Annotated in this window: 13 protein-coding genes and 11 tRNA genes; 8 read left to right on the forward strand and 16 right to left on the reverse strand. The window is 29.8% G+C overall.

Annotated features, from left to right (window positions below; genetic code table 11):
* Positions 1–19: 19 nt before the first annotated feature.
* The 3 genes from KEC93_RS25770 to KEC93_RS25780 all read right to left on the reverse strand — a co-directional run bounded on the left by KEC93_RS25770 (position 20) and on the right by KEC93_RS25780 (position 2,677).
* The gene (locus KEC93_RS25770; RefSeq protein WP_012061209.1) at positions 20–523 is read right to left on the reverse strand and encodes an SEC-C metal-binding domain-containing protein; all 504 of its coding nucleotides are present in this window, start codon (positions 521–523) and stop codon (positions 20–22) included.
* A 70-nt stretch (positions 524–593) separates the two neighbouring features.
* Positions 594–1,385, reverse strand: coding sequence for an MBL fold metallo-hydrolase (locus tag KEC93_RS25775; protein WP_023976236.1), 792 nt, complete (start codon positions 1,383–1,385; stop codon positions 594–596).
* A 26-nt stretch (positions 1,386–1,411) separates the two neighbouring features.
* A complete protein-coding gene (locus KEC93_RS25780; RefSeq protein WP_012061211.1) occupies positions 1,412–2,677 on the reverse strand; it encodes a UDP-N-acetylglucosamine 1-carboxyvinyltransferase in 1,266 nt (421 codons plus the stop codon).
* A 375-nt stretch (positions 2,678–3,052) separates the two neighbouring features.
* On the opposite strand from KEC93_RS25780, the gene KEC93_RS25785 reads away from it, so the two are divergent.
* The 7 genes from KEC93_RS25785 to KEC93_RS25815 all read left to right on the forward strand — a co-directional run bounded on the left by KEC93_RS25785 (position 3,053) and on the right by KEC93_RS25815 (position 9,396).
* The gene (locus KEC93_RS25785; protein ID WP_017209946.1) at positions 3,053–3,592 is read left to right on the forward strand and encodes a hypothetical protein; all 540 of its coding nucleotides are present in this window, start codon (positions 3,053–3,055) and stop codon (positions 3,590–3,592) included.
* Positions 3,593–3,877: 285 nt separating this feature from the next.
* Positions 3,878–4,354, forward strand: coding sequence for a dUTP diphosphatase (locus KEC93_RS25790; RefSeq protein WP_012061213.1), 477 nt, complete (start codon positions 3,878–3,880; stop codon positions 4,352–4,354).
* Positions 4,355–4,443: 89 nt separating this feature from the next.
* On the forward strand, positions 4,444–4,875 hold the full coding sequence (locus KEC93_RS25795; protein WP_012061214.1) for a DMT family transporter: 432 nt from the start codon (positions 4,444–4,446) through the stop codon (positions 4,873–4,875).
* 17 nt (positions 4,876–4,892) lie between these two features.
* Positions 4,893–5,708: an MBL fold metallo-hydrolase gene (locus tag KEC93_RS25800; RefSeq protein WP_077855766.1), complete on the forward strand. Its 816-nt coding sequence runs from the start codon at positions 4,893–4,895 to the stop codon at positions 5,706–5,708.
* Between the two features lie 208 nt (positions 5,709–5,916).
* The gene (locus KEC93_RS25805) at positions 5,917–7,116 is read left to right on the forward strand and encodes a S8 family serine peptidase (protein ID WP_023976238.1); all 1,200 of its coding nucleotides are present in this window, start codon (positions 5,917–5,919) and stop codon (positions 7,114–7,116) included.
* Positions 7,117–7,424: 308 nt separating this feature from the next.
* Positions 7,425–8,423 (forward strand): DnaD domain protein, encoded by a 999-nt coding sequence (locus tag KEC93_RS25810; RefSeq protein ID WP_023976239.1) that lies wholly within the window; start codon positions 7,425–7,427, stop codon positions 8,421–8,423.
* Positions 8,416–9,396 (forward strand): ATP-binding protein, encoded by a 981-nt coding sequence (locus KEC93_RS25815; protein ID WP_023976240.1) that lies wholly within the window; start codon positions 8,416–8,418, stop codon positions 9,394–9,396. The genes KEC93_RS25810 and KEC93_RS25815 overlap by 8 nt, the downstream gene beginning before the upstream one ends.
* Before the next feature lie 279 nt (positions 9,397–9,675).
* Here KEC93_RS25815 and KEC93_RS25820 read toward each other — a convergent pair.
* The 12 genes from KEC93_RS25820 to KEC93_RS25875 all read right to left on the reverse strand — a co-directional run bounded on the left by KEC93_RS25820 (position 9,676) and on the right by KEC93_RS25875 (position 11,381).
* A tRNA-Asp gene (locus KEC93_RS25820) sits at positions 9,676–9,752 on the reverse strand.
* Positions 9,753–9,758: 6 nt separating this feature from the next.
* Positions 9,759–9,834: transfer RNA gene (locus tag KEC93_RS25825), tRNA-Val, on the reverse strand.
* A 15-nt stretch (positions 9,835–9,849) separates the two neighbouring features.
* Positions 9,850–9,924: transfer RNA gene (locus tag KEC93_RS25830), tRNA-Glu, on the reverse strand.
* A gap of 29 nt (positions 9,925–9,953) precedes the next feature.
* Positions 9,954–10,028, reverse strand: a tRNA-Thr gene (locus KEC93_RS25835).
* Positions 10,029–10,038: 10 nt separating this feature from the next.
* Positions 10,039–10,115 (reverse strand) — tRNA-Asp (locus tag KEC93_RS25840).
* A 6-nt stretch (positions 10,116–10,121) separates the two neighbouring features.
* Positions 10,122–10,197: transfer RNA gene (locus KEC93_RS25845), tRNA-Val, on the reverse strand.
* Positions 10,198–10,213: 16 nt separating this feature from the next.
* Positions 10,214–10,288: transfer RNA gene (locus tag KEC93_RS25850), tRNA-Glu, on the reverse strand.
* Between the two features lie 29 nt (positions 10,289–10,317).
* Positions 10,318–10,392, reverse strand: a tRNA-Thr gene (locus KEC93_RS25855).
* 10 nt (positions 10,393–10,402) lie between these two features.
* A tRNA-Asp gene (locus KEC93_RS25860) sits at positions 10,403–10,479 on the reverse strand.
* A 6-nt stretch (positions 10,480–10,485) separates the two neighbouring features.
* Positions 10,486–10,561, reverse strand: a tRNA-Val gene (locus KEC93_RS25865).
* Between the two features lie 16 nt (positions 10,562–10,577).
* Positions 10,578–10,652 (reverse strand) — tRNA-Glu (locus KEC93_RS25870).
* Between the two features lie 180 nt (positions 10,653–10,832).
* Positions 10,833–11,381 carry a hypothetical protein gene (locus tag KEC93_RS25875; protein ID WP_077868739.1) on the reverse strand — a complete coding sequence of 183 codons (549 nt, stop codon included), beginning with the start codon at positions 11,379–11,381 and terminating at the stop codon, positions 10,833–10,835.
* Positions 11,382–11,613: 232 nt separating this feature from the next.
* Here KEC93_RS25875 and KEC93_RS25880 point away from each other — a divergent pair, with 232 nt between their 5' ends.
* Entirely contained in the window at positions 11,614–12,858 is a 1,245-nt protein-coding gene (locus KEC93_RS25880) for a BaiN/RdsA family NAD(P)/FAD-dependent oxidoreductase (protein WP_039768450.1), read from the forward strand.
* A gap of 103 nt (positions 12,859–12,961) precedes the next feature.
* Here the strand turns inward: KEC93_RS25880 and KEC93_RS25885 are convergent, their stop codons facing one another.
* The gene (locus tag KEC93_RS25885; protein ID WP_012061221.1) at positions 12,962–13,708 is read right to left on the reverse strand and encodes an acyl-[acyl-carrier-protein] thioesterase; all 747 of its coding nucleotides are present in this window, start codon (positions 13,706–13,708) and stop codon (positions 12,962–12,964) included.
* Between the last annotated feature and the right edge of the window lie 149 nt (positions 13,709–13,857).

Here is a 13,857-nt window from a genome sequence, read left to right on the forward strand (position 1 = left end):
TTACTTATATGTAATTATATTATTTATCTTTTCCACAACATTTCTTATATTTCTTCCCACTTCCACATGGGCACATATCATTTCTTCCAACCTTATCTAGATTTCTTACTATCTTAGATTCCTTGTATTGTTTTTGTATTTCATTTCTTTTTTCCACTGAGAATATTCCATCCCATTGTGGTAATGTGTATAAATATTCTGCTTTTGCATCTAGCATATTCAAATATAAAGTTTCTAGATTTATATCAAGTACTATTTCTGTATCAGCATCTATAGTCTCAAGATCATATTGAGTTTTTAAACTATCATTAATACCATCCATAAATCCCATAGCAAATTCTACTGTGGAATCATAATCTTTAGCTAATTCATTTATTGTAGTCTTTTTAACACTTTTATGATTAGCTAATAAATCTTTATATATTGATTTTTCTAATTTACTATATTCTTCCCAGAAAGCATTTTCTCCCTTAGTTTTTACATAGTCAACAACCATGTCAGTCCAATTTGTATATAAACTCATTTTTAAGTCCTCCCTTAAATCTTCATTGATTATATATAATATATTTCTATAAATTATAAGCTCAAATAAACTATATCTCTATATAACTGCTAGGATTATGTCTGTTTGCCATAGTTAATATTATGTCCTCTTTTAGCTTAATTCCATTTTCATTTAGCACGTTTAAAACAGTTTGATATGCTAAATCTGGTTGATTATTAGTATTACTCAAATGCCCTAAAATAATCTTTTTCTTAGTTGAACATTTATATAGTTCAACTATGGCACTCCCACAATCATCATTAGATAAATGTCCTATTTCGCTCAATATCCTACGTTTCAAAGGATATGGATATGGTCCAAACTTAAGCATATTTACATCGTGGTTACTTTCAAGAAGAATAACTTCTGAATCTTTTATATTATCATAAATTTCTCTTGTAAAAGTTCCAAAATCAGTTGCTACACTTATGTTTTTTTCTCCTGAGCTAACTGTATACCCCATTGGCGCGGCTGCATCATGCGGAATATTAAATGCTTTAATACTCATATCCTCTATTTCAGTAAATGATCTTTTATCAATTACTTTTATGTTATGCTCTTTTATATTTCCAATTAAGCTTTCCATAGCAGACCAAGTATCAGCATTTGCATATATAGGAATGTCATACTTTCTAGACAGTACTCCAACCCCTTTGATATGATCACTATGCTCATGAGTTATAAAAATTCCGTTCAAGTCTTTTGGATTTTCATTAATTTCTTGCAACGCTAAATCAATTTTTTTACCTGGGAGTCCTGCATCAATTAATATCTTAGCTTTATTTGAGGCAATAAACATACTATTACCGCTACTGCCACTATATAAAGAACAAAATATCATTCCAATCTCCTCCCCTTTAATTTATACTATTCATCAACTTCTATTCTCTTAATATCTGCCCCTAAAGCTCTAAACTTATTTTCTATATGAGGATATCCTCTATCAATATGCTCTATACTAGTTATTTCAGTTGTTCCCTCTGCAACTAATCCCGCAATAACCATGGCAGCACCTGCTCTTAAATCTGTTGCCTTTACTACTGCGCCTGTCAATTTTTGCGCTCCATCTATAATCGCAACTCTGCCTTCAACTTTAATATTGGCTCCCATCTTTTTCAATTCATCTATGTGTTTATGCCTATTCTCCCAAATAGATTCAGTAATTAAGCTTCTTCCCGGTACAATACTTAGCAATGTTGACATTGGTTGCTGAATATCCGTTGGAAATCCTGGATATGGTGTGGTTTTTATATTCACACCCTTAAGTGGTGACTTCACGGTAACTCTAATACAATCATCACCTTCTTCAATCACTGCCCCCATCTCTGTAAGCTTAGCTGTAATTGATTCTAAATGCTTTGGTATAACATTTCTTATATAAACATCTCCACCTGTAGCAACAGCTGCTATCATGAATGTACCAGCTTCAATTTGATCTGGTATTACGCTATAAGAACAGCCTTTTAGACTTTCTACTCCTTTAATTCTTATTACATCTGTTCCTGCGCCTCTTATGTCAGCTCCCATTGAATTTAAGAAATTCGCAACATCAACAACATGAGGTTCCTTTGCTACATTTTCTAGCACTGTTACCCCCTCTGCTAATGTTGCCGCAATCATAACATTTATTGTTGCTCCTACTGAAACTACATCAAAAAATATATTAGCGCCTACTAGCTTATCAGCTTTAACATTAACTGCTCCGTGCTCTATAAACACATCAGCTCCTAAAGCTTCAAATCCTTTTATATGTTGGTCAATTGGTCTTACCCCTATTGAACATCCTCCTGGAAGAACTACTCTTGCTTTCTTAAATCGTGCTAATAAAGCTCCAATGAAATAATATGAAGCTCTCATTCTTCTAACATCATCCGTGCACGCATCAAAATTATTTACATTAGAACTATCTATTTCTAAAGTATTGTTATCTATCTTAATAATATCGCAACCTAAGCTTCTAAGTATTCTTTCCAAGCAGTGTACATCTTCAATATCTGGTATGTTATCAATTATGCATTTTCCATCACTTGCCATTATAGCTGCTGGTAATATTGCTACTGCTGCATTCTTGGCCCCATTGATATCAACAGTACCTTCTAGCAAGTTTCCGCCGTTTATAACTAATCTCTCCATTGAATTCACCCTATCTATTAAAATCTATATTATCATATATATTATTTTACATTATTAACCTATTTTATAATTAAAATCTACTTTAATTATTATATCATAAACTAAATTTATTTAAATACATTTTTTCAGTCCATCAACACTTTTTTAGCTATATATGTGTTACAACACAATTTTTCTTATGGTTTTGTTGTAATTATATCCCTTAAAACATATATTACTGGAATAAATATTTCTTTTATTGAAAAAATATCTTTAAAAACCTAATTATTCTTATAATTACTATTTAATTATTCTTCTATTCTTTTATTCTATTTATTGTGTTATAATTTACTAAGATTTTTATTAATACAATATATTGAGATTGTGAGGTTTATCATGAAGTACTATATAGTTGCATTATTTGATGAGGAAACCTATCAAGTAATATCACCAATACAAAGGAATATGTCAAAAAAATTCAGAGCAAATAGAAACTCACCTATGCCTTTTGTCTTATTAACATCTATTGAAAATCCAAATTTGGATAAATTATATCCAGTTGTTGATAAAATTATAGCACCTTATAAGAGTTTTAGAATTGATGCAAGTGATTTAGTCTATTTGTTTGAGCCTACCAAAAGTATAAATTTAAAAATAGACGATAAAGGTTATATAAGGAGACTTTCTCGTAGTCTTTTTGATATATTAGAACTTAACGGATTTACTGTTAAGTCTTTTGGAGATAGTTTTGTTTCACTTGCAAATTTAGGTTATCTTCCTAAGGACTATAAAAAGCAAGATGTAAAGCTAAATTTCCCTGAGATATATAATACTGATAACCTTGTTAAATTAAGAATTAAGAGTGTTGAAATATGGAAGCTTCCTACGGTAAAAAAGAATACTCCCTTAAAATCTTATATTTTGAAAGACTTTTAGTTTAAGCGTTCTTACTATCATAATAAATCGCCTGTTAAACAATCCAATTAGTTTATGTTTTTAGGACTGTATTGAATTTTTATATTCAGTACAGTCTTTTTTTATATTTTTTAAAATCACTCTAAATCTATAGTTATATTTTCCTTGAAAGTAAAATTAATTTAAAAATAATCTCTTAATTTCGAATTTTCTAAAAATATTTTTTTGTAGTCGTTTTCCGAACTTTCATTTATTTTAAAGATTTTGTAAAATAATATTATTATTAGAAATGTAGGAGGATTCACTATGAATATTCAGCCACTATTTAAAGTACAAAAAAAATACAATGATAGTTTATCTATAAATGAAGAGCTAGACTCCCACAAATTGCGAGTACGCAAAAACCTAGAATTTGAAATCTCTCTTGGTGCATTAGCTAGTGAAACTAATTGTTTTAGCTACTTACTAAAAAAATCTAGACCTGTTAACATCAGTGCTATATTCGATAAATATATAACTTGTATTTCTCAAGTCTTAACACTAGGTATTGATCATAAATATACAGATTTAATTGCAGTATCTATGGCACCTAATGACTATTGTTTAAGTGATCAGTTTCTAAACCTATATATTGACATAAATGATTTAATTGCTTTCCCATCTATAGATCACTACTTAACTTTATTTGAAGACCTATTAAGTCTAGGATTGACATTAGGTTTTTCAGAATCTCAAATACAAAATCAATTTATTAAAGATTTAGACAACTTGGTTATACTTTAATTAATGCATTCATGCTAATTACATAACACCATTTTTATTTTTTATAATATTTAATATTCTTAGGGGAATAATAATTCTGAGGTGATGTTATGTTTGGAATAATATGTGCAATAATTTCTGGAATTGCTATGAGTATTCAAGGTGTATTTAATACCAGACTAGGTGAGAAAATCGGAGTATGGGAAACTACATTATTAGTTCAGATAATTGCCCTTGTCTTAAGCCTTATCATTTTTTTATTTTTAGGTGATGGTAATTATTCTAATTTGAAGGATTCCAACAAGCTTTATTTATTAGGTGGCGCACTAGGGGTTGTTATAACCTTTACCGTAATAAAAAGTGTTAGCTCAATGGGACCTACCTTCGGTATTGGTATTATATTAATATCCCAATTACTTGCTGCTGCACTTATAGATGCCTTTGGGTTATTTGGCAGTGAACGACTTAGATTTTCATTAAATCATTTTTTAGGTATTGCTATTATGATTGCTGGTATTGTAATATTTAAGTGGAATCATTAGGAGAGGACGGAGAGGACTTGAATCTTTTTTCTAACATTAATTTTTTATTCCATTTAACAATTAACAATATAAAAGAATATGTAAAAAAAAGCGCTGAAATAAAATCTGATAAAATTATGAAAAATTCAATTAATTGGTTTGGTCATGCTACCACAATTATTAATCTATCAAATAAAATTATTATAACTGACCCTGTATTTTCCAATTCCTTAGGATATTTTAAGAGACTTGTAAAAAAACCAGTATACATAAATGATTTAAAAGTAGACTATATACTACTATCACATGGACATATGGATCATTTAAATTTTTCATCTCTAAAAAAATTAAATAAAGATGCTGTCTTTATTGTTCCAAAAGGATATACTCGTATTGCTAGACTGCTTGGTTTTAAAAATGTATTTTTATTACATCCTGGAGATGTATATAGAGATGACTTTATAAAAATTACTGCTTACCAAGCTAATCATGATGGGAGACGCTTCTATTTTGGACATGATGATGAAAGTATTTCATATTTAATCGAAAGAGAAAATAAAAGCGTGTTCTTCGCAGGCGATACAGCGCTCACCGATAATTTTAAGAATATATCCTGTGATGTTGCATTAATGCCTGTAGGTTGTTATAAACCTGATAGATTTTCGTATATGCATTGTACGCCAGAACAGAGTTATGAAATGTTTAAAATGATGTCTTGCCCTACAATGATACCAATTCATTATAAAACTTTTAAAATTTCATTAGAGAATTTTCAGGAAACTGAAGAATCATTATTAAATTTAAATGATAAAGCTATAAAAATTATAGACATAGGGGAGACCTACAGTTTTTAAATGGTAGATTGATTATTATTTTTATTCAAGTTTCATACTTGTATTTATTTTTAATAATCAATCTACTATTTAATTTTTGTTATACAATATTTCTTCATCTATTGAATAAATATTGTATAACAAAAATTTTTTTAATCCTTCATTTTTTATTAACAATAAAATTCTTTTTCATATAATATATTGAAGTAATAATATTTTGGAGAAATATATGTTTTCATCTAAAAGTAAGCTAGACCATAATCTAAAAGATTATATATCAAAAAATGCTTATAAAAGTTATAGAATACTTATACAATATAAAGACTTTCAATCCTCAATAGTAAAAAAAATCAGTTCATATAAAGGTACTGTACATCACATTATTGAATCCTCTAATATTATAAGTGCCGAACTAAATTCAAGAGGCATAGATAGAATTTCTGAATATCCTGAAATAAAAAAAATTTACTTGGATGAATACCTGTTTTTGTGCGGAATGAGCGTGACTACTGCAAATAAAATCCACTTTTCGGAAAAGTTTAGTTTATCTGGTGCAGGAGTAGGAATAGGACTTGTAGATAGCGGAATATTTCCTCATCAAGACCTAACTTCCCCTAGCACTAAAATAGAGTTATTTGAAGATTTAATTAATAACTTTCGCTATCCTTATGATGATAATGGACATGGTACCTCCATGGCCGGAATTTTGTGTAGTAGTGGTATCTCATCAAATAACATGTATAAAGGAATTTGTAATAAAAGTAAGCTATTCTGTTACAAGGCATTTGATAAACTCGGTAAAGGATTTGCTTCGGATATATTATATTCTATAGAAAGTTTATCTAATATATCTAAAGAAAATAACATAAAGGTATTATGTTTGCCTTTTGAACTTTTAACTCATAATACATTCATTATCTCTTGCTTTGATTTGACATTTAAGTATGCTATATCAAAAGGATTAATTCCGATAGTTCCTAGCGGAAGTAACCTGAGTGAAAAAAATTCTATTATGGGAATTGCTACGCTACCAAGCTGCATCACTATAGGTGGTCTAAATTCAACTACCTCCATAATGAAGCCTTATACTTATTCTTCTGCAGGACCATATGGTAAATTATTAAAACCTGATCTATCTGCTGCATGCGTTAATGTTATATCTTTAAATTCTGATAATAACTATATTTCAGAAAAAAACGGAATTAAGGTTTACCCAAATAAACTTGAAGTACCATATAAAACTTTTACAGGCTCATCTATTGCTACAGCCTATATTAGCGGATTATGTGCGTTATTATGTGAGAAAAATCCATCAATAACTTTCAAAGATATGATTTCCTTATTAAAGGTTGCATGTGATCCTATTGATGAGATATCCAATCAAATTCAAGGTGAAGGTATTGTAAATATAAATAAACTCATCATATGATTATTTATTTTAATGAATATTATCCATATTTAGAAGCATGCATTTGTTTTATTAAATTAGTTAATTTCTTATAAAGACAAATGCGTGCTCTTTATATTCTCTCAAATCTTATATAAAAGTAATTAATCCCAAGTATTAGTTGATTAATATTTCGCTTTATTAAGGTGATAATATGCTATAATTATTTTACATACATTAGGTTATTATATAACTTACATTATAAACGATTATGCTAATCTAATATTATTAGATAGAGTTTTGTTTTTATAATATATATTAAAAACTTTGAAAGGTAGGTAGTAAACGGAATGAGCACATTTATGTTAAAGAATAGATCTCTAGGGTTCACTCCTGTTAACAATGTATTTATAGAAAAATACATGCCACAGGCTAGAGGCGAATTTGTAAAAGTTTATTTATTGATGCTAAAGTATACTATTTCAGGTGAATTAGGCGTTAGCTCATCAATACTAGCTTCCTCGCTTAATTTGTTAGAATCAGACATTATGAATGCATTTAATTATTGGAATGATCAAGGAGCTATAAAGCTAACTCAGATAGATAAGATGGGTAATTTTAATGTAGAATTCGTAGATTTAGTTGAAGAACCCTCCAAATCTACTAAACAAATTGACTTATTAGAAGCTTTGGATAGTACAAATACTAAAGATATGCTAAAGGATATTGAAACTCTTCTAGCTAGACCTCTATCGCCAAACGAAATGTCACTTTACTTAAATTGGCAAAAGGAATTCGGTTTTTCATCTGAATTAATTCTGATTTTAATGGAATACTGTATATCAAAGGGAAAAAGCGATTCTAGATATATAGAAAAGGTTGCTATAGCTTGGCATGATCAAAAAATAACTACTATCGAGCAAGCTCAGAACTTAATAAAAAAAGCAGAGGATAAGTGGATTAATATAAGAAAAATTCTCACTTACTTAGGTATAAATAATACAGACATAATGAAACCACAACAGGATTTAATAGAAAAATGGCTTCTTATTTATAAGTATTCAAACGAAATTATATTTAAAGCTTGTGATGTATGCTTTGAAAGATTGAATAGGGCGGATTTCAAGTATATCGATGGAATCTTAAGTAATTGGAATAAAAATAATATTAGAACTTTGGAAGATATAGCTCTTAAAGATAATAAAAATCCAAAAAATAATAAGTATCAAAAAACTTATACTACTAATAATAATGATAAATCATCTCTCAAATTTAATAACTTTGAGGCTCGAGAGTATGACTATGATTCATTAGAAAAAAAACTTTTAGGATGGGATAGCGATGATTAAAGGTTATCAAACAGAAATTTTAAAAATATATGATAAACTTAGAGAAGATGAAGCTAGAAATTTGAAATTTAGGAAAGAAGAAATATCAAAGAAATATCCTGAGATTATTGAATTGGATAATAAAATTCAACGATTATCTTTAAAAATGGCAGTATCAATTCTCAAATCTAAAGATAGTGAAAAGACAATAGATGATTATAAGGAAAATATAACAGATTTAAGAATAAAAAAGTGCGAAATGTTAGTTGAAAGAGGTTATGATCCTGAATATTTAAATTTGCGATATCAATGCAATAAATGTAAGGATACAGGCTTTATAGGCAATATAAAATGTACTTGCTATAAACAAAGGTTGATTAAGTTATACTATAAAAATTCAGAATTAGAAAATACCACATCGTATAATAACTTTGATAATTTTGATTTAAATTTGTTTTCAAGTCATAAACTTGGAGATGAAAAATATTCTCCTAAAAAAAACATGGAGAATAATTTAGAATATATATTAAAAGACTATCTTCCTAGCTTTTCAGAAATATCAACAAATTTATTATTTTTCGGAAATCCAGGTAGTGGTAAAACATATTTATCATATTGTATTGCCAAAGCTGTGTTAGATATGGGATTCTTAGTAATTTATAAAACCTCTGATGAGTTAATTAAGAATTTAAGGGAAATAAGATTCAATAATGACTCAGGTTTAGAATCACTATTACTAGAATGTGACTTACTAATTATAGATGATTTAGGCGCAGAACACCTCAATGAATTTTCAGTAACTGAATTATTTAATATAATTAACAAGAGAATTCTTGCTAATAAGAAAATGCTTATCTCAACCAATTTAACTTTGCCAGGAATAACTAAGCAGTATAGCGAGCGAATCGCTTCTAGACTAATTGGAGAATTTAAGCTCTGCAAATTTTATTCTGAAGATATAAGGATTAAGAAAAATTTAGAAAAAAATAGATAATCTAAATAAACTAAACTCTAATATGATATTTATTCTCTTAATGACTATCATATTAGAGTTTTCATTTTTACTACAAATTGATATTATAAATCATATTTATTTGAAAAATCTGTTTCGCAAACTATGTTATTCTGTGTTAACATCTTATTTATATTTAAATTCCCTTTAATAACTTGTTCTTATAATACTTTCAAAATTTACCCACAGATCTGACTTGATTATAATTTTTTAAACAATAAAAAAAGAACAAGTTCTAGTCTATAAGAACTTGTTCTTTGATGGCGACTCAGAAGGGGCTCGAACCCTCGACCTCCGGCGTGACAGGCCGGCACTCTAACCAACTGAGCTACTGAGCCATCTTATGGTGGGCACAACAGGGCTCGAACCTGTGACCCCCTGCTTGTAAGGCAGGTGCTCTCCCAGCTGAGCTATGCGCCCATAAGATAGATAAAATGGTGACTCCTAGGGGAATCGAACCCCTGTTACCACCGTGAAAGGGTGGTGTCTTAACCGCTTGACCAAGGAGCCATATTAAGTTTTGTTATGTTTATTTAAAATGGAGCTGGCAATAGGAATCGAACCTACAACCTGCTGATTACAAGTCAGCTGCTCTACCGTTGAGCCATGCCAGCATATTTTAAATGGCGACTCAGAAGGGGCTCGAACCCTCGACCTCCGGCGTGACAGGCCGGCACTCTAACCAACTGAGCTACTGAGCCATCTTATGGTGGGCACAACAGGGCTCGAACCTGTGACCCCCTGCTTGTAAGGCAGGTGCTCTCCCAGCTGAGCTATGCGCCCATAAGATAGATATAAATGGTGACTCCTAGGGGAATCGAACCCCTGTTACCACCGTGAAAGGGTGGTGTCTTAACCGCTTGACCAAGGAGCCATATTAAGTTTTGTTATGTTTATTTAAAATGGAGCTGGCAATAGGAATCGAACCTACAACCTGCTGATTACAAGTCAGCTGCTCTACCGTTGAGCCATGCCAGCATATTTTAAATGGCGACTCAGAAGGGGCTCGAACCCTCGACCTCCGGCGTGACAGGCCGGCACTCTAACCAACTGAGCTACTGAGCCATCTTATGGTGGGCACAACAGGGCTCGAACCTGTGACCCCCTGCTTGTAAGGCAGGTGCTCTCCCAGCTGAGCTATGCGCCCATAAGATAGATATAAATGGTGACTCCTAGGGGAATCGAACCCCTGTTACCACCGTGAAAGGGTGGTGTCTTAACCGCTTGACCAAGGAGCCATGCTATATTGTCTTTCGCTTAAATGTCTTAACTAGATGTCCTTGAGTTATTCAAGCTGCTGACCACATAGACTATAATACCCAAAATTAGATTCCCTGTCAACACATTTTTTCATTTTTTTTATTTTTATATTATTTATTTTTAATAAAGTGGCATTATATCTACATTTCAGAGGTTCCTTAAATATAATCTCTAGCCTCCTTCAGACTAGATAAAAGATCTTTTTTTAAATTAATTTGCTCTTCAATATTTTTTATTTCACCACAACATATTTCTAAAAAATCTTCTTTATCTATTTTATTAATATTTATACTATATCCATTCTTTTTAAAATTTTTTCCTGAAGCTTTAACTTCTAAAGGAAATTTATTATTTATAAATAACAGCATTTCCTTTTCCCATACTTTACTTTTGTACAGTTTATATTTATCTCTTAAAATACTTAGATTTTTTACCTCTTCTTTAATTTCTAACTTTAATGATTCATATAGTGCATTGTAAAAAAGTACTGATATCCCTCTTTTTAATTTAATTTTCAAGAAATTTCTATTATTAATTAAAAATTTATCTATATCACTTTCACTTATACATTCCACATCATTAAAAGAAAAACTCCTTACCCCACTCATATTGGGATAATTAACCATTATATTATCAAAGTTCATTCTGATCACTTTAAATACTCTTTCGAAATCTCCCGAATTCATATTAATTACCTTTACTTCCATTATAAAATCACCTCATTTTTAGTATTCCTTTCTTTTAACCTTAATATTACTATGATAAAATTTATTAAAAGTATTATAAAATATTGAATAATATGATTTGAATCCTTTTATTTTAGTAGTAATTAATAAATTAATGGTATACTTAAAATATTCAGTTTATTTTAGCACTGGGTAAAATATGTGATTTAATTTTATATGGTCAATAAAACATACATAGGGAGTGATTGTTATAATGATTTATCACGATTTAATGATTGTCGGCGGTGGTGCCTCTGGCCTAATGGCTGCAATAATAGCCAAAGATTTTGGACTTGATGTGGCAATTATTGAGAGCAACGATAGAATTGGCAAAAAAATTCTTGTAACTGGCAATGGAAGATGTAATATTACTAATAAGAATATATCTCGCCCATTTGGGTGTTTCCATAGTGAAAATCAAGATTTCTTTAAAGCGGCGTTAGATAACTTTACTGTTAAAGATACTGAAAGCACATTTTTATCTCTAGGATTGCCATTAATTGAATTGGAAAACGGAAAGATGTATCCAAAATCTCTTCAGGCCTCTTCTGTAATAGATATATTCAGAATGGCAATAGAGGATAGACAAATACCTCTATATACAAATTGTAAAATTGATTCTACAAGTAAAAAAAATAACTTTATTTTAACAAGTAATAATGATGACTTTAAAAATTTTTCTTGTAAAAAACTTATTTTAAGCTGTGGTGGGAAATCAGCTACTAAAACAGGTTCTGATGGATCTGGCTATAAACTATGCAAGTCATTGGGTCATAGTATTATAGAGCCTATTCCTGGCATTGTTCAATTAAAATTAGATTATCCTTATTTAAAAGCTCTATCAGGAGTAAAATTTGATGGCTCTGCTTCTATTTTAGTTGATAATAAAGTTATTCGAACAGAGTTTGGTGAAATACTTTTTACCGATTATGGAATTTCAGGCCCCCCTATAATGCAATTATCATCTTATGCTTCTAAAGCTCTCTATGAAAATCTAAATGTAACTATAAGAATAGATATGTTTCCACTAGAAAGTAAAGATGATATTGAAAGTTTCTTTACCACACATTTTTCTATGTTTGGTCACAGAGAGATATCAACAGCCCTAATTGGGGTTATAAATAAAAAATTAATTTCTACAATTTTAAAAGATGTTGGGATAAAAGATATACATATACCGTGCAGTAGTATTGATTGGAGAACTACCAGCAAATTAATTGATAAGTTTAAAAGATGGGATTTTAAATGTATTGGCACTAATGGCTTTAACAATTCACAAGTTACAGTTGGTGGTGTAAATACATCTGAAGTAAATAATATTTCCTTAGAATCTAAGTTAGTTAAAAATCTTTATTTCTGTGGAGAGATTTTAGATGTGCATGGAGATTGTGGAGGTTTCAACCTTCAGTGGGCATGGAGTTCTGGATATTTAGCAGCTAAGTCCGCCGCCAATAGCTAAAAATTATTAACTTATCTATAAAAATAATACTATAAAATTAGCTGTCGTAATTATTAATATTACCTAGATTCTTGCAACAGCTAATTTTCTATATTTACCTTTATTATTTTTTCCAATCTGCTTGTAATAGCGTTAGTTCAGTTCCCTCACCATTTTTTATAGTATGATATGATTTTAAACTATTTTCATCAATTACATTTATAGCAGCAGTTGATGAAATCTTATCCCCATATGTTGTTTCTTTCTCAAATACTACCTTAATTCTTTTAAGAGTATAATTATTAATGATATCGAGAGGAACAGCTTCCATTGCCCACTCAACATATTTGACATTATTAACATGGTTATTAGAATCAATATCACTGTATCTTATGTTAAATTGCTTATAGTATTGTGCATCATTTGTTCTTTCTATTTTATCCATGCTTATATCGTAATCAACATCACCATCTACTCCATATATATGATATTGTTCATCTTGTATTCGCATTGGCCTTCTTTTATCTATATTAATTAGAAAAAATAATGCTAGTGCTTCCCCTATAACATTATTATTCTCATCATTAATTGTATATTTTCTTAATCCATAGAATTTCTTAAAGCCTATAGCTTCTGTTGTGACGCTTATTACCTCACCAAACATTGGATATCTATACATTTTTATATCGTATTTATAAAATACCCAAGCGCAGTTATTTTTCGTACAGTAATCAATTCCTCCACCTAAGGCTTCTGATTGTTGAGTGCCTACATCACATATAAAATCTATTATAGATGACAATTTACATCTTAAATTAGAATTTACTTCATAATAATGTATTTCATATTTTTTTGTAAACTTCTTACTCATAATTAACAATTGTAAAATGCAAAAATAAATCTCAAGCTAAATTTGAAACATTTTTATTTAACGAATAAATTATAGCTAAATGGCATCTATTTTGATTTACAACTCCTCCCCTCCTTTACTATATCTTATATTTATTATTATAAAAAATT

This window comes from Clostridium beijerinckii, assembly GCF_018223745.1.
Taxonomy (GTDB): domain Bacteria; phylum Bacillota; class Clostridia; order Clostridiales; family Clostridiaceae; genus Clostridium; species Clostridium beijerinckii.